The sequence below is a fragment of the Sphingobium sp. BS19 genome (assembly GCF_027925545.1).
Taxonomy (GTDB): domain Bacteria; phylum Pseudomonadota; class Alphaproteobacteria; order Sphingomonadales; family Sphingomonadaceae; genus Sphingobium.
The window spans coordinates 1-23,180 of record NZ_BSEF01000008.1 but is presented as its reverse complement, the minus strand read 5'-3'; the positions used below and the strand labels follow the sequence as shown (position 1 = coordinate 23,180).

Here is a 23,180-nt window from a genome sequence, read left to right as displayed (position 1 = left end):
GCCTGCTTATGCCATCGTTCCGATCGTCCGGCGGAACCGCGCGAGCGCGACCAGGAAAAACACTGCACCGATCACGGCGATGGCAAGGAACTGGGGCCACACCACGTCGAAGCCCGCTCCCCGATAGAGGATTGCCTGCGCCATTCTCACAAAATGGGTGGTGGGCGCGGCGAGCATCACCGTCTGCACGAACTCCGGCATGCTCTCGCGCGGGGTCATTCCGCCGGACAGGAGTTGGAGCGGCAGCAGCACGAGCATCAACAGCAGCCCGAACTGCGGCATCGATCGTGCGATCGTCCCCATGAAGATGCCGATCGACGTGGTCGCGAACAGGTGGAGCGCCGCCCCTGCCAGGAACAGCGGGATCGATCCCTCGATCGGCACCTTCAATATCCCTTCGACCACCACCAGCAGCGCGAAGGCGCAGGCGGCCAGCACGACGAGCCCCATCGCCCAGACCTTGCTCGCCATGATCTCGAAGGGCGTGACCGGCATCACCAGCAGATGCTCGATCGTGCCATGCTCGCGCTCGCGGATCAGCGCGGCACCGGTCAGCACGATCGAGAGCATGGTGACGTTGTTGATGATCTCCATCACCGACCCGAACCAGCTCTGCGCAAGGGTCGGGTTGAAGCGGGCGCGCAGGGCAAGGTCGACGGGCGGGGCGGATGTCGCCCGCGTGCCCCTCATGAACTCCGACACCTCCCCCTGGACGATCTGCTGGATATATCCGCCGCCGGTGAAAGCCTGGCTCATGCGCGTGGCGTCAATGTTGAGCTGGACGGTCGGTTGCCGGCCGGCGAGCACGTCGCGCTGGAAATCGGGCGGCAGGTCCAGCGCGAAGGTGTAGCGGCCGGCATCCATCGCCGGATCGACCTCACCCAAAGCGAGCAGCGCCGGCTGTTTGAAATGGGGTGGATAAAATGCCCCGGTGATCCGGCTGGAGAGCGGGGACTGATCCTCGTCGACGATCGCGATCGGCGCCTTGTTCAGCGTCTCGGGCATGGCGGAGGCCGCCACATAGATACCAAGCGAGAAGGCGTAGACAATCAGCACCAGCATCATCGGATCGCGCCACAGGCTGCGCAGCTCCTTGACGCCCAAACGCAGGATATTGCCGGCGTGCTGCATCTCAGTACTCCTGCTTCTTGAGAAGCGCGACGGACAGCGCGAGCAGGACCGGCACGGCCGCCGCCAACGCCAGAAGCGGCTGAGCCAGATCGCCGAAGCCCAGCCCCTTCGAGAAGACACCTCGGCAGATCGTCACAAAATGGGTGGTGGGGAAGATGCGCCCGACGAACGCGCCGACGCCCTCCAGCGACGATACCGGGTTGATCAGTCCGGAAAACTGCACCGCCGGCAGGATCGTGCCGATCGCGGTGGCGAACAAGGCAGCGATCTGGCTGCGCATGAAGATGGAGAAGAGCAGCCCGATTGCCGTCGCCGACAAAGCGTAGAGCAGCGCCCCGACGGTCATCGCCAGCACGTTGCCGGTAATCGGCACGCGGAAGACAAATAGTGCCAGCAAGACCAGCAGCACATAGTTCAGCATGGCGAGCGCGACATAGGGCAACTGCTTGCCCAGCAGGAACTCGATTCGCGTGATAGGTGTAACGTAGAAGTTGATGATCGAGCCCAGCTCCTTCTCACGCACGACGCTCAAGGCGGTCAGCATCGCGGGAAACAGCAGCAGCAGGACGGGAATGACCGCTGGCGCGATCGCCACCAGGCTCTTGACGTCGGGATTATAGCGATAGCGGGTCTCGATGGTGACGAGGCCGGCCGCGGGCCGCGCGCCGAGTTCCTGCACCGCCATGTCGCCCAGCCATTGCGCGTGCATCGCCTGGATATAGCCCTGCACGGTCTCGGCGCGCTGCGGCATCGCGCCGTCGATCCAGACGCCGATCTGCACCGGCGTGCCACGCCTCAGATCGCGGGCGAAGCCCGGCGGAATCTCGATCGCGACGCTAAGCTCGCCGTCGCGCATCCGACGGTCGAGCTGCGCATAGTCGGTGATCTGGGGGCGCTCGACAAAGTAGCGCGAGCCGGCGAGATTGAGCGCATAGTTCTGGCTGGTGGTGGTGCCGTCGCGATCGAGGATCGCAAAGGGCAGATCCTCCACATCCATGCTGATCCCATACCCCATGATGAACATGAGCAGCACGCTGCCCAAAAGGGCGAGCGTCGCGCGGATCGGATCGCGACGCAGCTCCAGCGCCTCGCGCCGGGAATAGCTCATCATGCGTCGGCGGCTGAAGGTGCGGGAAAAGGACGAACCGGACTCGGCCTTTGTCTCGGTGGCTGACGCCGCTGCGCGCCCTCCCGGCTCCGCCCTTTCGTCTCCGCCCGCCGCCTCTTCCAGATAGCTGATGAATGCTTGCTCGAGGGTCTTGCTGCCACGCTTCTCGACGATTTTCGCCGGCGTATCGCTGACGAGCACTTTGCCGGCATGCATCAGCGAGATGCGGTCGCAACGCTCGGCCTCGTTCATGAAATGGGTAGATATGAAGATCGTCACCTTGTCGCCCCGCGACAGGTCGATCATCATCTGCCAGAACTGATCGCGCGCGATCGGATCGACGCCGGATGTCGGCTCGTCGAGGATCAGCATCTCGGGCTTGTGGATCATCGCCACCGCCAGGCTGAGCCGCTGGCGCTGGCCGAGCGGCAGCGCGTCGGGCAGCGCGTCCATGATGTCGGTCAGGTCGAAGCGTCCGGCCATCTCCTCGACCCGGGCGGGAATCTCTTCCGCCGGCACATGGAAGAGCTGTGCATGCAGCTCGAGATTCTGCCGGACCGTCAGCTCGGAATAGAGCGAGAAGGCCTGGGACATGTAGCCCACGCGCCGACGCGTCGCCACGTCGTCATTCTCGACTTCGCGCCCGAACAGCCACGCTTGGCCCTCGCTCGCCTTGAGCAGGCCGGTCAGCATCTTCATCGTCGTCGACTTGCCGCAGCCGTTCGAACCCAGGAAGCCGAAGATCTCGCCGCGCTCGATCCGGAAGTCGACATGATCGACCGCCGTGAAGTCGCCGAACCGCATCGTCAGCCCCTTGGCCTCGATGGCGACCTCGGCATCGCTCCCGTCGCTGCGCGGAGGGATGGTCACGGGCTTGTGACCACGCCGGCGCTCTTCGGGCAGCAGGGCGATGAACGCCTGCTCCAGGCCGTCGGTGCCGGTGCGTTCATAGAAATCCACCGGAGTGCCGGTTGCGAGGATCTGCCCCGCATCCATCGCCACCAACCAATCGAACCGCGCAGCCTCCTCCATATAGGCGGTGGCGACCAGCACGCTCATCCCAGGCCGGTCGGCGCGGATGCGGTCGATCAGGTCCCAGAACTGCGCGCGCGACAGCGGGTCGACGCCCGTGGTCGGCTCGTCGAGCAGCAGGAAATCGGGGTCGTGGATGAGGGCGCAGCACAGCCCGAGCTTCTGCTTCATGCCACCGGAGAGCTTGCCGGCCGGACGTTTGCGGAACGGCGCAAGGCCGGTGCTCTCGGTGAGCTGGGCGATCCGCCGCTCGCGTTCCTGTGCATCCTGCCCGAACAGGCGCGCGAAAAATTCCAGATTCTCGTCGATGGACAAGGTCGGATAGAGATTCTTGCCCAGGCCCTGCGGCATATAGGCGATGCGCGGACAGACCGCTTCGCGGTGGCGCCGGTCCGCCATATCGCCGCTAAGAACCTCGACACTGCCCTCCTGGATCACGCGCGCGCCGGCGAGCAGCGAGAACAGGGTGGACTTGCCGACGCCGTCGGGGCCGATCAGCGCGACCATGCGTCCGGCCGGAATTTCCAGATCGATGCTGTCGAGCGCCCGCGTCCTGCCATAGTGCAGGCTGACGCCCGAAAGGCGTGCCGCCAATTCCGGCGAGGCGCCCTCCGACATGCCGGGCGCGGTCATCGCGACACGTTGACGGTCAGCTTCGCCGGCCATTCGGCATCGCGGCTGGTCCGCACATAGGCCATGCCGGGCAGCCCGGTCTTGACCTGGGTGATGTGGCGATCGAGCAGGGCGGGATCGATCCGCGCCTTCACCCGGAACATCAGCTTCTGCCGTTCGCTTGCCGTCTCGACGGTCTTGGGCGTGAACTGCGCGACATCGGCGACGAACGACACCTTGGCCGGGATCACATAGTCGGGCGCGGCATCGAGCACGATCCGCACGTCGCTCCCCAGGGCCACGCGTCCCGCCCCGGTCTCGGGCAGGAAGAAGGTCATGTAGACGTCGCCGAGATTGACGAGGTTGAGTACCCGCCCGCCGCCGGCGACGACCTCGCCCGGCTGGGCCACGCGATACTGGACCCTTCCGGCCACCGGAGCGCGCAGGTCGCTGTCGCGGATATCGGCCTCGATCCGCTCGATCGTAGCGCGGGCCGCATCGACGTTCGAGCGCGCGCCGATCACCTGGCTGCGCGCGGTGCCGATGGCCGAATCGACCGCCGCCATCTGCGCGCGCGCCGCCTCGACGGCGGCCGTCGCGCCTTCGACCTGCGCCTGATCGTCGTCGCGCTCCTGCACGGCAGTGGCGCCCTCGCGCGCCAGCGTCTCCGAACGCGCCAGCCGCTTGCGCGCGGCGTTCAGCTCCGCCTCACGCTGCCGGACGGCGGCAAAGGCGGCCGCGCGCTCGCTCTGGCGCTGCGACACCTGGCTTTGCGCGATCAGGATGGCGTTGAGCGCCTGGGCGAGCTGCGCCTGTGCCTCGGAGCGCTGGGCGTTGAGGACATCGATGTCCATATGCGCGACAACCTGTCCCGCCTTCACGAAGTCGCCCTCGTCGGCGACGATGTCGCGTATCCGCCCAGGGGTTTTGGCGGAGATGTCGATCTCGATCGCCTCGATCCGGCCGTTGCCGCCAATGATGCCGTCTGGAAGGTCAGCGGGCTTGAGCAGCAGCCAGAGGATGATGGCCACGGCAACAATGGCCATGGCGATGCCGCCCCTGATGATCCACGTCTTCTGGGGCATCGTCATTGCACTGGATTCCTGGTTTCAGCCGTGTTGATGTCGAAGGCTGGATTCTGGATGAAGCCCCCGCCCAGAGCCGCATAGAGGGCGACGGCGCTCCCGAGATGGGCGCGGCGAAGCTGGACAAGCGTCTGCTCGGTGTCGAACAGGTCGCGCTGCGCGTCGAGGACTTCGAGATAGGCCGAGCGCCCGTTGTCGAAACGCAATTGGGCAAGGCGCGCGCGTTCCTGAAGCGCCGCGAGCATCGTGCGCGTCATTTCGATCTGGAGGCCGAGTTGCCGGCGCCGGACCAGGGCATCCGAAACATCGCGGAACGCGGCCTGCACCGTCCCTTCATAGTCCGCGACGGCAATCACCTGCCGGGCCTTCGCGACGTCGAGATTGCCCTTGAGGCGTCCGGCGTTGAACAGCGGCAGGCTGATGGTCGGCGTGAAGTTCCAGGAGAGGCTTCCATCCCTGAACAGACCGTCCAGCTCGCTGCTCGCCGTGCCGAAGGCGCCGGTCAGGCTGATATTGGGAAAGAAGGCGGCGCGCGCGGCGCCGATATTCGCATTGGCGGCGCGCAGGGAATATTCCGCCGCCACGATATCGGGCCGGTTGGCCAGAAGCTCCGACGGCAGGCCAGCGGGAAGCGCCATCTCCGGGGCCGATTCGGCAAGACCGAGCGGCCCGGGCGGGATGTCGACCGGACGCCCGACCAGCAGCGCCAGGGCGTTGCGATTGACGTCGCGATCCTGGTCGAGCGCCTGCAGCGCCGTCTGCGCCTGCGCAAGCAGGGTCTGTGCCTGCGTCATCTCGAGCTTCGAGCCCGATCCCACCTCATACCGCCGGCGTAGGATGCGCAACGACTCCTCGCGCGTCGTGATCGTCCGGCTCGCTAATTCCGCGCGCTCTTCATATTCGCGCTCGAGCAGATAGCCGTTGGCGACCTGGGCGATGAGGTCGGTCGCGATCGCGCGCCGCGCTTCCTCCGTCGCCAGATATTGCGCCCGCGCCGCCTCGTTGAGGTTGCGCAGCCGGCCCCAGAATTCGATCTCCCAGCCGGCGCTCAGCTGGGCGTAGATCTGGTTGCCGGTGACCGCCTGGCCCGTCACCGACAGATCGGCGGGGGTTCGTCCCCGCGTTCCGGTCGCCACGGCATCGAGTTGGGGGTAGAGCGCCGATCCCTGGATCCGCCACGCCGCCCGCGCCTCCGCGACGCGCCCTGAAGCGATCCGGATATCGCGGTTGTTCTCCAGCGCAGCAGCGATCAGCGTGCGAAGCTGCGCCTCGCGGAAGAAATCATACCAGCCGATCCGGGCGATGGACGGCGAGCCGGAGGCCGATGCGGCATAGGTTTGCGGAACGGGCTGCGGCGGACGGACATGCGCCGGCGCGAACGAGCAGCCGGCCAGAAGCATGGACGCAGCGAGACAGGCTGCGCTTATCGCTGGCCGTCGGTATCTGGCCCCTGTGATCTCTGGAACGGCCATATCGTCGCGCACTGCCCCCTGGTTCGGTCTTCAAATAGGCAGCTCCCGCCCGGGGGACCGGGCGGGAGCCGTTGTTCGCCGTGAGTTGCGACCCTCAGGCTGTCGCGGAAACTTTTGCAGGCGCCTTCGCCTTCTCGGGCTCGGCCACAGATATCTGCTTGGCCAGGGGCTGGAACCACGTCCGGAACGTATCGGACAGTTCCTGCTGGTTGGTCGTCTGCGAGAGCAGATCTTTCCAGCTACCCTGCCATTCGTCGACGGCCGCCTTGATCTTGCTCACCGAGGCCTCCCGGCTCTTTTCGACCTCGCCGAGCAGGCTCGTGACCGCGTCGCTTCTGAAGCTCGGGACAGTCCCCGGCTTCAGTTCCTTGAACTGATCGACGAAGAGGGTCGCCGCCTTGCTGCCGATCTGTGCATACTCCTCGCCACCGCTCCGGGCGATCTCGGCGAATTTGAGGACAAGCTCGCCATTGGCCTTGGCAAGGGCGGTAATCTGATCGAGGGGATAGCTCATGGGTCAGGTCCTTTCGAGAATCGAGGCGGGAGGAAAAACAGTTTCCGTTGCGATGCTGCGCTGCGATATGAGGGATTGTCCTTACGCACGATGGCAGACGAGGCTCAGCCATTGGCGATATATTGCCCTCCGTTGATGGTAAGCACCGAGCCCGTGCAGAAAGCCGCCTTTGGCGAGGCGAGATAGGAGACCGCTTGCGCGACCTCGTCGGGGTCGCCGAGACGGCCGACAGGGATGCCGGCGATGATCCCGGCGCGCACCTCCTCCTTGACGGCGGCGACCATGTCGGTGTCGACATAACCGGGACAGACCGCGTTGACGGTTATGCCGCGCGCGGCATTTTCCTGAGCCAGCGCCTTGGTGAAGCCGATCACGCCCGCCTTCGCCGCGGAATAGTTGACCTGCCCTATCTGGCCCTTCTGCCCATTGATCGACGAGATGTTGATGATCCGGCCGAAGCGCCGCTCGCGCATGCCCTCGATGATTGCGCGGGTCATGGTGAACATCGAGTCGAGGTTGTTCGCCAGCACGGACCGCCAATTGTCCCAGCTCATCTTGTGGAAGACCCCGTCGCGGGTGATGCCCGCATTGTTGATGAGGATGGACACCGGCCCAAGCCGTTCTTCGACCTGGGCCACGCCGTCCCGGCAGGCCGCCTCGTCCGCAACGTCCCATTTGAACACCGATATGCCGGTGTCCTGCTTGAACCGGGCGGCGGCGGCGTCATTGCCATGATAGACGGCCGCCACCTCATGGCCTTCGGCCTTCAGCGATCGGGCGATGGCCGCGCCGATCCCGCGCGTGCCACCGGTTACGAGTGCGATATCCGTCATGATCGTCCGGGTCCGTTCCTGTTTCAGATGCGCCGCGAGGTTTCCCCCACAGCTCCTCCCCGGACAATGCGTATGTATACTTAGCGGTTTTGTTATCGCCTCCTGGCGATACCGGATCAAGTCAAAACTCATGCAAGACCTGGATGATCGGGTTAGAGACGGTTTTATGACAAGAGCAACATCAACCGGACGTGCCAGGCGCCTGCCGCCGCGTGACCCCAAAGGGGGCCGGCCGACGCAGGAAATCGCGGCGCTACTGGGCGTTCATATTCTTGATGTGGCGCTCGAACAGTTCATCGCCCATGGCGTGGAAGGCGCCAGCATGGAGGGGATCGCGATCGCCGCCAGCGTCTCCAAGCGCACGCTCTATTCCCGGTTCGGGTCCAAAACGGCGCTGCTTGTCGCTGCCGTCGAGCATGGAATCGCGCATCATCTCAGGCCGATCGCATCGACCATTCCGGCCGGCTCGACGCGGGACAAGCTGCTCCATGTCGGCAGGAAAATCCTGGATGCATCGCTCAAGCGTGAGGTTATCGGCCTGGATTCCCTGATCAACTGGATCGCCGATCATGAATCGGAAGCCGGCCAGGCCAAGCCTTCGATGGGAGCCAAGGCGGGAATTGCGATCATCCAGTCAATTCTCGAGCAGGCCCATCGCAACGACGGCAGCGACAGCTCGGTCGACCTGTCGTTCCTGGCGGCGTTCCTCTTCGACGCGTTCGTCACAAGCCCGCGGCAGCGCATTCTCCTGCGGCATGAGCTGGAAAACACGTCTCGCGCCAAATCCGACTATCTTGAGCGCACCATGAATCTCATCGCGCGCGGAATGCCCTTCCTGGACGAAGACTGTTCCGGTTAACTCCATGTTCGATCCTGTTGGACATGGACTCCGACCGCAAATCTGGCACCATGGCGTCGCCCCGATGCATGAGCACGAGCAGGACGCCGTCAAAGATGGCCTGTGCTGACCGACGGCAACGGAGCGCTATGATCAACCAAAGGACAGGTCACTGCTCATAGTCCTCACCAAGGTAGAGTCTGCGCACATCGGGATTGTGAAGCACCGCGTCGGGCGTCCCCTCGAACAGCACCCTTCCCTCATGGATGACATAGGCCCGGTCGACCAGTTCGAGCATCTCGTGGACATTATGGTCGGTTATGAGAACGCCGACGTCATGCTGCTTGAGGTCGCGCACCATCAGCTTGATATCGACGATCGACAGGGGGTCGATGCCGGTAAAGGGCTCGTCCAGCAACATGATGGCCGGCTTCGCGGCCATCGCACGAGCAATCTCGGTGCGGCGGCGTTCTCCGCCTGACAAAGCCGGAGCCGGCGTATCGCGGACATGGGCGATGCTGAATTCGGCGAGCAGCTCATCGAGGCGCGCCGCGATCACCGCGGGATCATCCGTGCGGCACTCGAGCACCGCGGTGATGTTTTCCGCGACCGTCATGCCCCGAAAGACCGATGGCTCCTGCGGAAGATAGCCCAGACCCCGTGCCGCGCGCCTGTCCATCGGAAGCGCCGTGACATCCGCTCCGCCAAGCAGGATCCTGCCGGCATCGACGCTCGTCAAGCCGATGATCGCATAGAAGGAGATCGTCTTTCCGGCGCCGTTGGGACCAAGCAGCCCCACGATCTCGCCCGGTTTGACGTTGAGCGAAACGCCGTGGAGGACCTTTCGGGCACCGAATGATTTTTCGATCCCCACAATCGAGAGCCCTTCGGCCGCACCGGCGGAACTCTGCAATTCGCCTAGTCGACCGGTCACCGGACCGCCATCCGTATGAACAGACGTGCCGCTATCCACGGCTCTCCGGTTCCCCTGCGAGAGTGGGTTTTCCAGAAAGCTCGCGATGAGCATGGGCACGCGACACCTTATCGGTTGCGTTCGGACCGGAGCGGCGTCGACGGAAGATCGATCGCCGCCCCAAGCCTCTTCGCTCAGGAGACGGCTTCAAGAGCCAGGGCAACGCCCTGCCCGCCCCCGATGCAAAGCGTGACAAGCCCGCGCCTGAGCCCGTCGCGCCGCATCGACTCGAGCAGCCGCGTCGTCAGCACCGCGCCCGTCGCGCCGATCGGATGGCCATGGGCGATCGCCCCGCCTTCGACATTGACGATGTCCTCCGGCAGCCCGAGTTCCCGTACGACGGCGATGGCGATCGCGGCAAAGGCTTCGTTGATCTCGACCCGTTCGAGATCCGACACCGACCAGCCCGCACGGGTGAGCGCCTGGCGCACGGCCGGGACCGGCCCCAGCCCGAACAGTCCGGGCTCCACCGCACCCACGCCGAAAGCGACCAGCCGACCGACCGGAGCTACGCCGTGCTGGCTGGCCCAGTCCTCGCTCGCCACGATCATCGCCGCCGCGCCGGTATTGAGGCCGGGCGCATTGCCTGCCGTGATTGTTCCTTCCGGACGAAAGGCCGGCTTGAGGTGGGCGAGGCTTTCGAGCGTCGCATCCGGTCGGTTCTGCTCGTCCCGCGAAAAGCTGGTCGGCCCCTTTCGTCCCGGAATTTCGACCGCCACGATCTCGCTGTCGAACTTGCCGGCCGCCTGGGCCGTACTGAACCGCTGTTGCGAGCGCACTGCCCAACTGTCCTGGGCGTCGCGCGAGATCTGAAATTTCGTGACGAGGTCCTCGGTCACCCAGCCCGAATGCTGATCGACGAACGCGTCGTTGAGACCGTCATGGAGCATGCTGTCGAAAAGCTTGCCGTCGCCCATGCGATAACCCCAGCGGCCCTTCTCGATAAGGTAGGGCGCCTGGTCCATATTCTCCATCCCGCCCGCGACAGCGGCATTCGTCAGGCCCAGCATGATCTCCTGCGCGGCAGTGGCGATCGCCTGGGCTCCGGAGCCGCAGACCCGGTTGACGGTCATCGCCGGCACAGTGTCAGGGATTCCGCCACCGATCGCCGCCTGCCGCGCCGGGTTCATCTTCGCTCCGGCCTGCACCACCTGGCCCATGACGACCGTATCGATCGCGTCGCCGGTTACGCCGGCGCGCTTGAGCGTCTCGGCAATGGCGATAGTGCCGAGTCTCGGCGCGGCCATGTCCTTGAGGCTGCCGCCATAGCTTCCGATCGCGGTTCGCACGGGTGCGCAAAGAACAACATTCTTGGTCATGATCTTCTCCTTCCATTCGGCCGCTTCAGGCCATGTATTTGCCGCCGTTGATCGAAAGCGTGGCGCCGGTGACAAAGCCGGCTTCGTCCTCGACAAGGAAGAGGACGCCGCGCGCGATCTCATCGGGCGTGCCGAGACGGCCCACGGGAACGGCGCCAAGAACAGCCTTCATCGCCTCCGCCGATACCGCGGCGACCATGGCGGTGTCGGTATAGCCCGGCGCTATCGCATTGACCGTGACGTTGCGCGCCGCGCCCTCGAGCGCGAGCGCCTTGGTGAAGCCGATCACGCCCGCCTTGGCGGCGGCATAGTTGGTCTGGCCGAACTGCCCCGACAGCGCGTTGACCGAACTCACATTGACGATCCGGCCGAAGCGCCGCTCACGCATGCCCTCGATCACCGCGCGGCACATGTTGAAGCAGCCGCCGAGGTCGACGTCGATCACGCTGCGCCATTGCTCCTCGCTCATCTTGTGGAGCGTGCCGTCGCGGGTGATGCCGGCATTGTTGACGAGGATGTCGACCGGCCCGACCTCCGCCACGACCTTGGCGACGCTCGCCTGGCTCGCGGCAAAATCGCCCACGTTCCAGCCATAGACCGGAATGCCCGTCTCGTCGTGAAACGCCTGGGCTTCGGCCTCGTTGCCGAAATAATTGGCGACGACGGTGTAGCCATGCGCCTTGAGGAGTCGTGCGGTCGCGGCGCCGATACCGCTCACGCCGCCGGTGATAAGCGCTATACGGGACATGAGAAATTCCTTGCTGCTGGTGCTGATGAAAAGGGAGTGGGCGACGCGGTCACTGCGCGAGATAGCCGCCATCGACGGGATAGTAGCCGCCGGTCATGAACGAGGCGCGATCGGACAGCAGAAAGGCGACAAGCGCCGCCACCTCCTCGGGCCGGCCGAGCCGGCCAATGGGATGCTGATCGATCAGCGCGGGCGACGGTTCGCCCTGCGCCCGGATCAGCGGCGTATCGATGACCGCTGGCCCCACCGCGTTGATGCGAATGCCCTTGCGGGCATAGTCGACGGCTGCGGTCCGGGTCATGCCGACCACGGCGTGCTTGGCAGCCGCGTAAGCGATGGTGCCGGGCAGGCCGAGCATGCCGCAGATCGAACTCATGTTGACGATCGCACCGCCGCCCGAAACCAGCATCGCCGGGATCTGATAGCGCATGCCGTAGAACACGCCGTCCATGTCGACGCTGAGCACGCGCCGCCATTCGGCAAGATCATATTCACCGGCCGGAGCGGAGGCGCCGCCGACGCCGGCATTGTTCACGGCAAGATCGAGCCGGCCGAAGGTCTTCACCGCGAAAGCCACCATCGCCTCGACATCCGCGGCATTCGCCACGTCCGTCCGAAGCGGAAAGGCCCTGCCGTCATCGATCTGGGCAGCGAGAGCGTGTACACGGTCGATATCGAGATCGGCGAGCACGAGCCGGGCGCCGGAGGCGGCCAACTCACGGGAGATGGCCTCGCCCAGCCCGCTGGCGGCTCCGGTCACGATCGCGACCTTGTCATTGAAGTCGAACATCCGGTTCTCCAGAGCGCACGAAAGCCGCCGCCCAAAACGGGCGTCGCCAAGCCGATCCGGCACCTCTCCCTGGCGTTTTGGATTCCCGATCACCACGGGATATGCGGTTCATGTGCATCGCCGGAGCACCACCCCGCCATCGGGAACTATACTTATGCGTTTCGTATCGACGCTAATTCGTTCCTCTTTCCATCCGGGAAAGCGTGAGGAATGGACGACGGCTGGAGCGGCAGGATCGTCACAAATCGGATGGCGGAGGACATATTCTGTGTCGGGCCAGGCGCAAATATACTGATGGCCGGGGTTGCGCCTTATCTCTCCCCTGCAGTACCGTTCTGTGAAATTGGCGACTCTCGGAAAGACATGCGTGGTGGTAAGATGAGAGTAGCCGCTTGATAACGATGGTATAATCGGAGGCGGTTTCAGGGGAGGATGCTGAGTCAGGCTACGTCATCGCGTAGTGCGTGTTCCTCGCTGTCAGGCGATGGAAGGGCATGTCCGATTGGAGATGAGGAACATGGACACATCCGCCGCCACTTCGCCACCAGACCCGTTGGAAGACGTTGCAGAGACATTCATTCGCGCCGCGGTTACCCGGCTCGCCTCGGCTTTTCCGCCCGCAATGCTCCTCCAGGTCTTCTCCGACCGGACATTTCACCTCGCCCTCCCGCCGGGCAAGCGACCGCGGCGCAACGCCAGGATCGCGCGCGAACATACGCGGCTGTTCGATTATCCGGTCCGTGGTGCAGGCGACAGCGGTTGGCACCTGCGCGCATGACGATCCGTCCGCACTTCTGGTTCATGGCTGGCGCATCGATTCTCCTCGCGCCGACGGCCCATGCCGCCTCGCCGGTCGAGATCCTGATCGGCGACGCCGGCCAGCGCGACCAGGACGGCGCCATTCTGGTCGATCTGCGATTGCTCAACGGGGACCGAGATCCACAAACGGTATCCTTGCCCGACCGAATCGAGGCACGGATCGGGGCTGCCGGATCTGTCCGGACCGTATGGCTCGAACGCGCCGCGAATGTCCCGGCCAGCCTGACCGTGCCGCCTGGCGGGTTCATGCGCGCTCGCTATTGCTTTCGCGCGCCTTCCGACCTGACGCTGGATGGCGCGACGCTTTCCATTCCGGCGTGGCGTTCGCAGCAGATCACTGTTGCTTTGCGGTCGGCGACGCAAGCGCGATTCCATATTCGGCGGCTTGCGAATAGCTCAGGTCACGATGGTCATCCGTGTGGAGACCGCTCGCCATCTCGATAATCGGATGGACGGAGATGATCTCGCCCGACGGCAGCCTGAACTGGTTCGCGATCCCCTCAACCGGTGTAGTGCCGTCCGGCACGGGGAAAGTTCCTTCGATCAAATAGTCGATATGCATGGCGGCGTTCCTGCATGGTGCGCGTGCGTGGCATCGAGCCGGTTGGATGTCGGACCAGGTTAGCTGACGGCAACGCACTGGGAGTCGGGCGAGCGTCTTGCTCACGCGACACGAGGCGCCCTCCCCCTTCCCTTCGTCATGAGGTCGTTGCTCGTCGCGTAGATGTCGGCGGCGCGGGAACGCCACGCGGCAGCTTGGCAATCGGGCAATATATGACAGCGCCTGGCCGCTGGCGGGTGGCCCATTGGATGGAAATGAGGGGAACCGGGTGGCAGACCGCCGTAACTTGGGGCGCGGCGGCGGTCTGTTGTTGGCGCGGCTGGGCTAAGCGGCCGAGGGAGCCGCCGGGCCGTCCGGCGTCGGCATGTAGGCGACCGTCATCTCGTTTCGGCCAGCGACTATGCTGATCTTGCGGCCGTCGGGGACGAGCCAGCTGACTTCATCCCACAGTGCGCCGCGGATGCGTTCGATGATCGCCGTCTCCTCGCCGAGCAGGAGTTCGTTAGCGATATGGCGGGCCCGTTTCTGGAAATAGGCGTGCTGGGTTTCCCAGCTATCGTAACCGCAATCGTCGCCGGGCGAGAAACAGGCTGCGTCGATTAGAACCGCCAGCGATATCGGAGAGATGATGGCGTCGCTGGCGAGAAGGATCGCCGTCTGGTCGATGTCTGCGTACCAGGCGTCATCGGGCGCGATGAGGACGTCAGTCGGAAAGGCGTAGACGTCGCTGTCTTCGGACGGGTCGCGCGAGGCGCTGATCGCTATCTCGAGGGTGATGGCGGAGACGCGGCCCGACTCAACGCCCTCCGGCACGATGGAATCGGCATTATAGTCGTAGATGGCGGCTTCGCTGTCGACATGGAATGAAAGGCCCGTGACGCGCGGCAGAGCGTCGTACCAGGAATAGCCCTCAAGGGCATGGATCTCCCGGACGAGGGTGCCGCCGAGCGGTTTGCCGGTACGCAGCACACGGTTGGCGCATTGTTCGATATGGGGCTCTTCAGTGGGCAGAAGGATCATCGCTTCGCCCGCGATGCGGTTGCCTTCGGCGATCCCGTGACCGTCGGCGATGCGCGGCTCCCATGCGGACAGCCACGGTTCGGCCTCGGGCAAGATTATGCCGAGCGTCACGGCCCGCAGCCATTGCGCGTGAGGCAGGCGATGGCTGTCGTTGGTCGCTATGGTTCGATAGATGGCCTGCTCGGCAGCTTCACGGAGCGCCCCGAGCGCGGCGTTCTGGACCATCTCCTTGCGCGCCGGCAGGACGAGCTGCAGCGCCGGGGCGTCGACGATATCGATGCGGACCCTCCATGCATATTGACCCTCGATCTCATGCACTTGCGGCAGCTCGCATGGGATGCTGACACCGTGGAAATTGATGCGGGGATCCTGCGAAGTGTACAGTTCACGGTCGTGGAAGACACCGATTCGGCAGCCGTTCCACTCCTCGACACGCCTCGCGCCGGCGAGGAAGTCCAGGCGTTCGAGCGGGTCGCTGCCCAAGCGGACCGGAAGAGGATAATATTTAGTCGCCCTGGAGGCTGCGGGCGCGAGTTGGTCGCCCCAGGTTTCGGGCATGTCGATGAGAATTTCGGTTCCGCGATCGATGGAATGAGGTGCGATTTCCAGCGGCATGCCCGTTTCCCATGCGTCGGGCGTGATGATGACGCGCCAGCCCTGGCTGGCCGCAGGAGAAAAGGAGCGAATCTCGACGCGGTGGCCGGCAAGGCTGAAGACGCCCATTCCGGCGGGATCCTCGCGATCGGCGATGTCGCTGTTCCAGCCGGACTCGCCGAGAGTCACGAGTTTGGCCGGATCGTCGATCCCGGCGCCGTCGTCACGGATGATGAGGGTTGGATGGCCAGCCAGGTCCAGGCTGTCGATGTCGACGCGGGTCGCGCCCGCGCGCCTGGCGTTCTGGAGGAGTTCATGGAGAACGTCAGAGACGCTGCCGTTGAACAGGCGGCCGACCTTGCCGATCAGGGTTTGACCGACAGCGGTCTGGATGGTGCGTGGAAGCGACATAAGAGCACTCCGGACGGACGGGCGGACCATTCCCCCGTCACGCCCGTTCACTCCGCCTCCCCTTTTTCCCGGCGTGACGGTGCCCGGATGTCAACGAGCGGCGTGGCTGTGAGATGGATGTCGATCTTGCTAGCGCCACGATGTCGTCGGGCAATGCTCGTCATTGCCTTGCTCAAGGCAGCTTCGATATCCGGGGCGTCGACGGGGCCGGTCCAGTATCGGGGATTGCCGGACCTGGTGCGGTAGCTGGCTCTCGCGAAATAGCCGGCCACGGTCAAAATTCCAGCGAAGTCTCGAGGTCTACGATCCAGGTCGGGTCGACCAGCACCGCATCGTCTGACCAGCAGGCGACGATAGCCGCCACGGGATCGCGGTTGTCCTGCGGTACCAGGGAGATTTCGTCGTCGTCGGCGCCTTCGGTATCGTAATCGACCGTGCGCAAGATGATTGGACGGTCGGCCACCACGCCGGAAACCAGCCCGCCTTCGAGCGCGACGACGACATGCGGCAGTTCATGGGGCGTACCGCCGATGTTGAGTCGCTCGCAGAGATCGTCGATTTCGTCAGCGGCCATCGGATCGAGGGAAAAGCCTTCCGTTGCGATGTCTGTCAGGTGCTCGGGGCACCCCTGTTCCTGCAAGAGACGCAGGGCCGCGAGGATCGTGGCCAGTTCGTGGTCATCCAGCGCCGGAAGGAGTTGATGGCCTTCAAGTTCGGCCTCGACAATCCAGACGCCGCATTCGGCCGCGGTGGCGAGAGCCTCGGTATCGAGGTCGCTGGTGTCCAGGTCGTGCTGGGCGAGGCGCTGGCGCTGCGCCTGCAGAAGCCCTTCCTCCCATTGGGCGGCGGGAACTGGCGGGAGGATATCGCTGTGGATATCGCTGCGGAGCAGATTGACCATCGTGACGGCAGCTTCGCGCGCACCCGGCAAGGTGCCGCAGTAACGCCGAAGCTCGTTGGGATGGGCATAGTGCGCGCCGATGGCGATGAAGATCTTCATGGGATTACGTCCTCGCTGATGGGAGTAATGATGAAAGCATCGCCGGTCCTGCCGATGCCGAATTCTGTGACCGCCACGACGCCATAGTCATCGCCGGTCAGGCAGTCGTTTGCAGCTTCTATGCGGGACAGGAGCGCCCTCGCCGCGGCGTTGACGGCGGCTTCCCCGTGATGGGTACGCACGACCGCCGTCAGCATGAGTGGAATTTCCAGATCGTAACCGGGTGGATCAGCGGATGGTTCGAACCCAGGCGATGGCGCCCGAAGTGAGGGATATTCGGTCGACCAGTCGACGTTGGCGGCAATCCAGCCGGGGACGAACTCCCAGTCGAACGGCGCGTCGTAGCTGTCGCGCACCTGCGCCCAGGACAGGTCGACGGGTTCGGTCCAACCAAGCACGGTCAGCCGGATGACGCTGGTGCCGATCCGACCGAACGCCGCGCGTATAGCCGCCGATCGAGCGGCCGTCGCCGGATCCGCGGCATGCCTGGTGTCGCGCATCTCCAGGACGGCTTCCCAGAGACAGGCGGCCGTTTCGAGGCTGGCGGCCAGATACATATCGCCCATGGAAATCTCCTTTGTGTGCGGTGCCCGCACTGGCTCGGGAACGCGGAATTCAGGCGGCACGGCGGTCGCTGTCCTGACGCAGTCCCAAGTCGAAAGCGGTGAGGATGTCCCGATCCGGTTTGAACCTGTCGAATGCCCCGTCGAGATCGTCGATGGAGGTCCATGTCGCGGCGTCGGCAGGATCGTGCTCGACACGGAAGGTGATCGGCAGCCAGTCGGCTGTCATCTCGGGGAAGATGCTGCGCACGATCAGCGTCTCAATGCGCCTCGCGACAATGAGAATGCGCGTGGCGAGTTCCGCCCTGTCATGGTCTCGCTCGATCGTGAAATAGCGCTCCGGTGCGATCAGTTGCGCGATCCGTACGCACGGAATTTGAGCGGTGGATTTCGGGCCGGGAACCGTGGGCGCGCGCGCCAGGCGCTCGGCCGTCAGCCCTTCGGCGAGTGCGAGCGCTCGATATTCGTAATCGGGAGGCGTTCCCGACAGGCGGGTGCGTGAAACGATGATCTGCATGGCATGCCTCCGTCAGGCGAACAGCCGGTCGCGATCTGCGGCCGGTGCGGTGAGATGAAGTTCGCGCCGAATGTGCGCGGCAAATCGGTCGGGCTGGACAAGTTCGTTCACCGAGGCCCAATGGTTGCGTTCGCCGATATGATCGGCGCGGCCCGCAACGCGGCGAAACAGGACTTCATGGCCTGGTCCGAGGCAGCCGAGGCTCAGCTGGACATAGACTTCCGCGCCGTGCAGCAGGATCTCACCGCTGACTGCGATGCCTCCCGGGCTGCTTCGAATGGTGTAGCTTTCGCAAGGCAGTCCAAGCGCGTCAGCGAGCCGCTTGAGCGCCTTGCGGCCATCGGCGTGGAAGAGCTTCTTGGCGGGCGCATCATAGCCGACGCCTTTGTTGGCGAGCGCGATCAGGGCTGGACGGCGCCGAAGATCGGCAACGGCGTCCATGCAGTCGTGCCGGAGCTGGATGCTGGGTGCGCCGGTGTCTTCGGCGATCGTCCCGAGGTGGCGGGCGAGCAACAGGACGGCCGGGTCGACATCCTGCGGTTTGCCGGCGTTGCGGCAGTCTTCGATCGCGGCGATGAGCGCGTGCAGACAGGCCGGGATCGTGTTGAGGGCCGAAGGATCGAGCGCCTGCTGAAAGCGCGCAGCGATGTCATAGGACATTGGGCGATCTCCGAGAGGTCATGCGCATTCGCGCGCGCCTCCCGCTCACCCCCTCTCCTTCCGGTGATCTGCCTCAGAGGGCTGTGGCGCGGCTCGCCTTGGAGTCGAGCAGTTCTGCGAAGCGGGCGAACACGGCCGGGCCGTTGGGGAAGCGGTTTTCGAGGCCGTGCCGCTCAAGGATCGGATAGCGTGCTATGGCTATCCGCGTTGCTTCTGCCGGTGTGGGCAGCCGGGGCGGCCAGCCTTTCACGAATCGCAGGCCGGACGGCATCGCGGCCTCGATCTGGCGGCGTTGTCCGGCGTCCCGTTTGGCGCGCTGCACGTCTCGCAGGAGCGATGCAGGGAGCAACGCCGGTGCGACGTCGGCGAGCCAGCGCTGCGGCTGGAAGGAAAAGGTCGAGCGCGTCTCCATGCCGACCAAATGCCGATAGAGGTTGAGATTGTCAGGCGCGCCCGTCGCGGCAGAGAGATCGCGCAGCGAGGCGAGCACGCAAAAGGCACAGGACAAACGGCTTGCGCCATGAAGGTGATAAGCCTCATGGAGCGGCAGGCCATGACGGGCATGGGCGGCGAATACCTGTTCGTCAGACCAGTCGACCAGAGGATGCCAGTTGATCATGCGCGTGCCGGCGGCGTTGCCGGATTTGGCGAAGCGGTCATCGATGCGAGAGATCGGTGTATTGCGGCGTCCCAGGCTTTCCGAGCGCCGGAGTCCGATGACGGAGACGATCGTCTGTCCACGAAACCGTCGAGCGAGGTCCGGCCCGATTACCTGAACCTTGAGTTCGGACGTACAGAAGCGCAGCGAGGAGGATGACCAGGGGCCGATCAGATTATAGGTTTCCAGGGCCTCGTAGCGGCGCTTGCCGCTCTCGAACCGCTGTTCCCAACGTGCGACCATGTCGCCGGCCGGGCGGCGAACGACGGTCAGCGGGACATCGATGCGCACGGCGATCGCCTCGACCAGGGCCGGCGTCGAGTTCCATTCGGCGCGACCAAGGTCGGCATGGACGGCGATGCGGCGGTTACGGGGGTGGCCCATGCGGTCGAGCAGTTGACTGACGGCATAGGCCGAGGCGCCGCTGTCCTTGCCGCCCGAGAGGCTGAAGGCCACCCATGCGCCGTCGGAAAGGGCTTTGCGGATCGGCTCGTCGATGGCGAGCGGCGGGAGGGCGTGCTCGAACACACCCGCTGTCGATGCTGACATGGGGATCTCGATGTTGTTGGTGTGATGCGGGCGTCTGAGGCCGATCGCGCGCCGGGCTAAACCGAACGGGACGGCCGAGTAGCGAGCAAGGCGGCTATGGCGTCAGGCCTCGTTGTCCGGTTCGACGACGTCGCGCAGGATCGCGGTCAGGGCGTCATTGATCGACACCAGCAGTCCGCTGCGTGCGTTGTCGCCCATCGGCGTGAGATATCGATCGGGAATGAGATTGTTGACGGCATGCGTCGCGTCGTCGACCAGCGCGTCGAATTCGTCTTCGGTCATGCCGCACCTCCCTGACCCTGAGCGATGGCCGAGATTTCACGAGCGCGGTCGAGCATTCCGGGACGCAATTCCCGCGCACCGTCATCATTGAGCGGCAGGTCATCGATGGCGTCGAAGATGCCGGCAAGTTCCTTCAGCAGCGAGCGAAGTGCGTCACCGTGCCGGGCCAGTTCCTGTTTCGCGGCCTTGTAGATGTTGATGCGAGCGGCACCGTCGGTATAGCTCGCGATACGGCGCGCGGCGTTTGCGATCGGACCTTCATGCGCTTGGTCGATGGAGTTCGTTGGCCTGGTCAGCCAGTCACGAACCAGGCGAACCTTCTCGGCATAGGTTTCATCGCCGATCATGGCGTCGTTCCAATAGACGGTGGCGACAGTCAGCAGGTCGGCGGCGCCCTCTGGACCCGGCGCATGCCGGAAATCCAGCTCGGCCTCGTCAAGTGTCTTGTTCGCTTTTCCCATCGTGCGTCTCCATCAGAGTGGCCCTGATCTTCTCGGCCCAGGCGCCGGGATTGTTGTGGTGTTCGAGGAACTCATGCGCCCATTGGAACACGGTCAGCGTGTCCTGCTCGATCGTGTTGAGCGCCTCGCCATAGTCGGGGTGGGTGTTTGCGGCGCCACGGACATTCGCTGCAGGGCTGGGTGAGGACAGCCTTATTCATGCCCGGCTCCAAAGCCATCGACGCCCAGTTCACCGCGGTCTCCGATGAAGTGCGGATATTTTTCATCGCATGTGGGCGGGGCGAGCTCGGCCGTGCTGTCGTCGATCTGGACGCCTGGCGGGCATTCGACTGGATCGAAGATCTGGCGGAGGCATTCGCAGATGTCGGGGTCATCGCGGCTGCCGCACATCGCGACGAATCCGTCGTGAAGCTCGTCGCCGACGCGGGTCGGGTCCGCCTGATCGTGGATTTTGTAAGGAAGGCTCGCTCCTGCAAATATCCCCAGGGCGTGGTCCCACATGGCTTGGGGATCGAATATCTCGACAAGGAGCGTGATGCTGGCGTTGGTGCCGCCTGCCATGGTCATGCTCCCGCGCGCAGGCCCTGCAGCGTTTCCTGCATGAGCCAATGCGTCGAGCCTCCGAGGATTTCGGTATCGGTGATTACGAAATAGCCGCCACCCAACTCGCCCGGCCGGAGTTTGTCGCAGACCGCAGCCCATTCGAAGCCGTAAGGCAGCGCCGACTTGCAGACCTTCTGGATCAGCGATGCGAGCGCCGAGACATCGGCCTGCTGCCCGCTGATGAAGGCGATCTTTTCCTTGCTGTCGGGATTGTCGTTGATGCTGAGACCGGCGTCGAAGTCAGGGAAGTCCGGATCGGACCAGAGCGCGAGGAAACTGGCAAAGGGATCCTCCTCGCCCACCATCAGCGGGAAGACCGTCCTGAAGGTCTCGCTGCGCGCGGCATAGCAGGCCTTGGCGGCATTCATCTCGTCCTGCGGAACGCTGGCGAAACCGCTGGATATTTCTCCTGCGGTCGCGAAACATTCTTCGAGCAACGCCGCTTCCTCCGGCGTCACGGCGATGTTGAACGCCGTTTCCAGATAGTTGTTGGCCATCTCTGGTCTCCTTGATGGCGATGCGGTGAAAGTGGATTTTGCAGGCGGAGCCTGGTCAGCCGGCGGCGGCGATGAGAATATCGACCGCCTCGCGAAGGCGCGCATCGTCCGCGCCGTTGACGACGACCGCGTCAGGATTGGTGGCGAGGACGGCGCGGGTGACGACTGCCAGGGGGCGTTTGCGTAGCGGATACTGGAATATCTCGCCGCGCTCGATCGTGACGAGATTGGTGCGAAACAGGCGCTTGAGGCGACGATATTCAAGCTCTCGGGCGAGCAGGTCGCCGATTTCCGTTTCGAGATCGTGCTCAAGGGTGATGCCTTGATGCGAACGGGCAGGCCGGTTGACCTTGAGCCACGCATCGACCTCGGCCTCGGTCCATCGGCCGGCCTTGTGGTAGAAATCGCACCCGCCATGGCCCTGGTTGCGGGCATGGAAGGCGAGTTCGCCATCGATATAGACGTCAGCGGTATATGCGCTGGTCTCTTGCGAGTGCGCAGCGCTGTAGGTGATGCGGCGCAGTTCGATTTGCATGAGGGAAGTCTCCGGGAGCCGCTCCCCTGGCGAGAGCGCCACCCCTTCCCTCCTTCCCTCCCACAAATCGTTCAGCAGGCTATGAGGGTCCTATGCCCGGAAGGTGCATAGCCGATGATTTCCTTGTGGTGTGTCCCGCTGCTATCGGGCGGTTACATGCGGATGATGATGAACCAACGCGCCGGTCCCCTTGCGGTCAGTGCGTTTCGGTGGGGAACTCATCCTCACTTGTGCGCCGTGCGCGGTAGATGGCCTCGAAGTCTTGTCCGCCGTAGAAGATGTTCGTGATCTCGACGCGCTCGTCGTTCAGGCGATAGGCGATGACCGCTCGTCGTTCGAAAGGAACAGTCCGTAGCCCTGGTTCGAGGTCGTCACGGATGGATCCGCCTTTCGGCACATTGCCAATCCGCCTGCACCGTTCTCTTATTCTGGCGACATAGGCGCGTGCCGTCGCTCGATCGAGGCTGAGTTTCAGGATGGAACGGAAGATATGTTCGAGATCGTCGATGGCCTCGGGACGATAGACAACCTCGGCCTCATTCATCGGCGAACAGGCGTTCGAGGCGTGCATCGACCTCTGCTTCGGACAGGCTGGGACGCGGATCGTCGATGGATCGGCGGATGCGGGCCTTGATCGACGCCAGGCGTTCGGCGTCTGCGGTGCGCTGGCGCTGCCACAGGCGGACCGCGTCGCGCAAGGCCTCGCTGGTCGACGCATATTCACCCGCCTGAACGCTCGCCCGAATTGCTTCGAGCTGCTCCGCGGTCATCGTGATACTGATCTTTTCGGCGTGCTGCATGGACTCAAGCCTCCGCATATCTGGGTAGCATAAAATCCTACCCGTTGACAGGCCTGGTCGGCGACTGATCTGCCCCCTTCTGAGTGGTCCAGAATCTCTGTTATTTTGGATTATGAAGGAGTTTGGAAATGGGCAAGAGGCACAAGCCGGAAGAGATTATCGGCAAGCTGCGTGAGGCTGAGATCGTGTTGGCG

Annotated in this window: 27 protein-coding genes; 3 read left to right on the top strand and 24 right to left on the bottom strand. The window is 64.3% G+C overall.

The genetic code is table 11. The features are described 5' to 3' along the window. Nucleotides 1-6: 6 nt before the first annotated feature. From QMG56_RS10350 to phbB (QMG56_RS10325), 6 genes are all read right to left on the bottom strand, one after another. Nucleotides 7-1,131, bottom strand: a complete 1,125-nt coding sequence (locus tag QMG56_RS10350) for an ABC transporter permease (RefSeq protein WP_048576327.1) — start codon at nucleotides 1,129-1,131, stop codon at nucleotides 7-9. A 1-nt stretch (nucleotide 1,132) separates the two neighbouring features. Next, nucleotides 1,133-3,889 (bottom strand): ribosome-associated ATPase/putative transporter RbbA, encoded by a 2,757-nt coding sequence (gene rbbA / locus QMG56_RS10345; RefSeq protein WP_192832852.1) that lies wholly within the window; start codon nucleotides 3,887-3,889, stop codon nucleotides 1,133-1,135. A gap of 11 nt (nucleotides 3,890-3,900) precedes the next feature. Next, on the bottom strand, nucleotides 3,901-4,974 hold the full coding sequence (locus QMG56_RS10340) for an HlyD family secretion protein (RefSeq protein ID WP_281822494.1): 1,074 nt from the start codon (nucleotides 4,972-4,974) through the stop codon (nucleotides 3,901-3,903). Then, a complete protein-coding gene (locus tag QMG56_RS10335) occupies nucleotides 4,971-6,368 on the bottom strand; it encodes an efflux transporter outer membrane subunit (RefSeq protein ID WP_281822493.1) in 1,398 nt (465 codons plus the stop codon). The genes QMG56_RS10340 and QMG56_RS10335 overlap by 4 nt, the downstream gene beginning before the upstream one ends. A gap of 166 nt (nucleotides 6,369-6,534) precedes the next feature. Then, nucleotides 6,535-6,954, bottom strand: a complete 420-nt coding sequence (locus tag QMG56_RS10330) for a hypothetical protein (protein WP_092959735.1) — start codon at nucleotides 6,952-6,954, stop codon at nucleotides 6,535-6,537. Between the two features lie 104 nt (nucleotides 6,955-7,058). Beyond that, a complete protein-coding gene (phbB, locus tag QMG56_RS10325; RefSeq protein ID WP_048576323.1) occupies nucleotides 7,059-7,787 on the bottom strand; it encodes an acetoacetyl-CoA reductase in 729 nt (242 codons plus the stop codon). A gap of 130 nt (nucleotides 7,788-7,917) precedes the next feature. Here phbB (QMG56_RS10325) and QMG56_RS10320 point away from each other — a divergent pair, with 130 nt between their 5' ends. Next, a complete protein-coding gene (locus QMG56_RS10320; protein WP_281822491.1) occupies nucleotides 7,918-8,646 on the top strand; it encodes a TetR/AcrR family transcriptional regulator in 729 nt (242 codons plus the stop codon). A gap of 148 nt (nucleotides 8,647-8,794) precedes the next feature. Here QMG56_RS10320 and lptB read toward each other — a convergent pair whose 3' ends face one another. The 4 genes from lptB to QMG56_RS10300 all read right to left on the bottom strand — a co-directional run bounded on the left by lptB (nucleotide 8,795) and on the right by QMG56_RS10300 (nucleotide 12,455). Next, nucleotides 8,795-9,652, bottom strand: a complete 858-nt coding sequence (gene lptB, locus QMG56_RS10315; RefSeq protein WP_082166103.1) for an LPS export ABC transporter ATP-binding protein — start codon at nucleotides 9,650-9,652, stop codon at nucleotides 8,795-8,797. 80 nt (nucleotides 9,653-9,732) lie between these two features. Beyond that, a complete protein-coding gene (locus QMG56_RS10310) occupies nucleotides 9,733-10,917 on the bottom strand; it encodes an acetyl-CoA C-acyltransferase (RefSeq protein WP_281822489.1) in 1,185 nt (394 codons plus the stop codon). A gap of 25 nt (nucleotides 10,918-10,942) precedes the next feature. After that, a complete protein-coding gene (phbB, locus tag QMG56_RS10305; RefSeq protein ID WP_043153860.1) occupies nucleotides 10,943-11,665 on the bottom strand; it encodes an acetoacetyl-CoA reductase in 723 nt (240 codons plus the stop codon). A gap of 49 nt (nucleotides 11,666-11,714) precedes the next feature. After that, nucleotides 11,715-12,455 (bottom strand): SDR family NAD(P)-dependent oxidoreductase, encoded by a 741-nt coding sequence (locus QMG56_RS10300; protein ID WP_048576320.1) that lies wholly within the window; start codon nucleotides 12,453-12,455, stop codon nucleotides 11,715-11,717. A 517-nt stretch (nucleotides 12,456-12,972) separates the two neighbouring features. Between QMG56_RS10300 and QMG56_RS10295 the strand changes: the two genes are divergently transcribed. Together QMG56_RS10295 and QMG56_RS10290 are read left to right on the top strand one after the other, a co-directional pair. Continuing rightward, on the top strand, nucleotides 12,973-13,233 hold the full coding sequence (locus QMG56_RS10295; RefSeq protein ID WP_048576319.1) for a hypothetical protein: 261 nt from the start codon (nucleotides 12,973-12,975) through the stop codon (nucleotides 13,231-13,233). Next, complete coding sequence (locus QMG56_RS10290) at nucleotides 13,230-13,718, top strand: hypothetical protein (RefSeq protein ID WP_281822486.1); 489 nt, start codon at nucleotides 13,230-13,232, stop codon at nucleotides 13,716-13,718. Before QMG56_RS10295 ends, QMG56_RS10290 begins: the two co-directional genes overlap by 4 nt. 442 nt (nucleotides 13,719-14,160) lie before the next feature. Here the strand turns inward: QMG56_RS10290 and QMG56_RS10285 are convergent, their stop codons facing one another. The 14 genes from QMG56_RS10285 to QMG56_RS10220 all read right to left on the bottom strand — a co-directional run bounded on the left by QMG56_RS10285 (nucleotide 14,161) and on the right by QMG56_RS10220 (nucleotide 22,986). Beyond that, nucleotides 14,161-15,912 carry an ATP-binding protein gene (locus QMG56_RS10285; protein ID WP_281822485.1) on the bottom strand — a complete coding sequence of 584 codons (1,752 nt, stop codon included), beginning with the start codon at nucleotides 15,910-15,912 and terminating at the stop codon, nucleotides 14,161-14,163. Continuing rightward, nucleotides 15,909-16,139, bottom strand: coding sequence for a hypothetical protein (locus QMG56_RS10280; RefSeq protein WP_281822484.1), 231 nt, complete (start codon nucleotides 16,137-16,139; stop codon nucleotides 15,909-15,911). Before QMG56_RS10280 ends, QMG56_RS10285 begins: the two co-directional genes overlap by 4 nt. Further along, the gene (locus QMG56_RS10275) at nucleotides 16,136-16,861 is read right to left on the bottom strand and encodes a hypothetical protein (protein ID WP_281822482.1); all 726 of its coding nucleotides are present in this window, start codon (nucleotides 16,859-16,861) and stop codon (nucleotides 16,136-16,138) included. Before QMG56_RS10275 ends, QMG56_RS10280 begins: the two co-directional genes overlap by 4 nt. Further along, nucleotides 16,858-17,427, bottom strand: coding sequence for a hypothetical protein (locus QMG56_RS10270; protein ID WP_281822481.1), 570 nt, complete (start codon nucleotides 17,425-17,427; stop codon nucleotides 16,858-16,860). Before QMG56_RS10270 ends, QMG56_RS10275 begins: the two co-directional genes overlap by 4 nt. Before the next feature lie 49 nt (nucleotides 17,428-17,476). Continuing rightward, nucleotides 17,477-17,941 (bottom strand): hypothetical protein, encoded by a 465-nt coding sequence (locus QMG56_RS10265; protein ID WP_281822480.1) that lies wholly within the window; start codon nucleotides 17,939-17,941, stop codon nucleotides 17,477-17,479. Nucleotides 17,942-17,953: 12 nt separating this feature from the next. Then, entirely contained in the window at nucleotides 17,954-18,601 is a 648-nt protein-coding gene (locus QMG56_RS10260; protein ID WP_281822479.1) for a hypothetical protein, read from the bottom strand. Nucleotides 18,602-18,674: 73 nt separating this feature from the next. Further along, on the bottom strand, nucleotides 18,675-19,787 hold the full coding sequence (locus QMG56_RS10255) for a phosphoadenosine phosphosulfate reductase family protein (RefSeq protein ID WP_281822478.1): 1,113 nt from the start codon (nucleotides 19,785-19,787) through the stop codon (nucleotides 18,675-18,677). Nucleotides 19,788-19,910: 123 nt separating this feature from the next. Continuing rightward, nucleotides 19,911-20,090, bottom strand: a complete 180-nt coding sequence (locus QMG56_RS10250; RefSeq protein ID WP_281822476.1) for a hypothetical protein — start codon at nucleotides 20,088-20,090, stop codon at nucleotides 19,911-19,913. Beyond that, nucleotides 20,087-20,551, bottom strand: a complete 465-nt coding sequence (locus tag QMG56_RS10245; RefSeq protein ID WP_281822474.1) for a hypothetical protein — start codon at nucleotides 20,549-20,551, stop codon at nucleotides 20,087-20,089. The genes QMG56_RS10250 and QMG56_RS10245 overlap by 4 nt, the downstream gene beginning before the upstream one ends. Nucleotides 20,552-20,743: 192 nt before the next feature. Continuing rightward, entirely contained in the window at nucleotides 20,744-21,118 is a 375-nt protein-coding gene (locus QMG56_RS10240) for a hypothetical protein (RefSeq protein ID WP_281822473.1), read from the bottom strand. Further along, complete coding sequence (locus QMG56_RS10235; protein WP_281822472.1) at nucleotides 21,115-21,651, bottom strand: hypothetical protein; 537 nt, start codon at nucleotides 21,649-21,651, stop codon at nucleotides 21,115-21,117. Before QMG56_RS10235 ends, QMG56_RS10240 begins: the two co-directional genes overlap by 4 nt. 55 nt (nucleotides 21,652-21,706) lie before the next feature. Beyond that, complete coding sequence (locus QMG56_RS10230; protein WP_281822471.1) at nucleotides 21,707-22,186, bottom strand: hypothetical protein; 480 nt, start codon at nucleotides 22,184-22,186, stop codon at nucleotides 21,707-21,709. A gap of 196 nt (nucleotides 22,187-22,382) precedes the next feature. After that, a complete protein-coding gene (locus tag QMG56_RS10225; protein WP_281822470.1) occupies nucleotides 22,383-22,730 on the bottom strand; it encodes a type II toxin-antitoxin system RelE/ParE family toxin in 348 nt (115 codons plus the stop codon). Continuing rightward, on the bottom strand, nucleotides 22,723-22,986 hold the full coding sequence (locus tag QMG56_RS10220; protein ID WP_281822469.1) for a ribbon-helix-helix domain-containing protein: 264 nt from the start codon (nucleotides 22,984-22,986) through the stop codon (nucleotides 22,723-22,725). The genes QMG56_RS10225 and QMG56_RS10220 overlap by 8 nt, the downstream gene beginning before the upstream one ends. Between the last annotated feature and the right edge of the window lie 194 nt (nucleotides 22,987-23,180).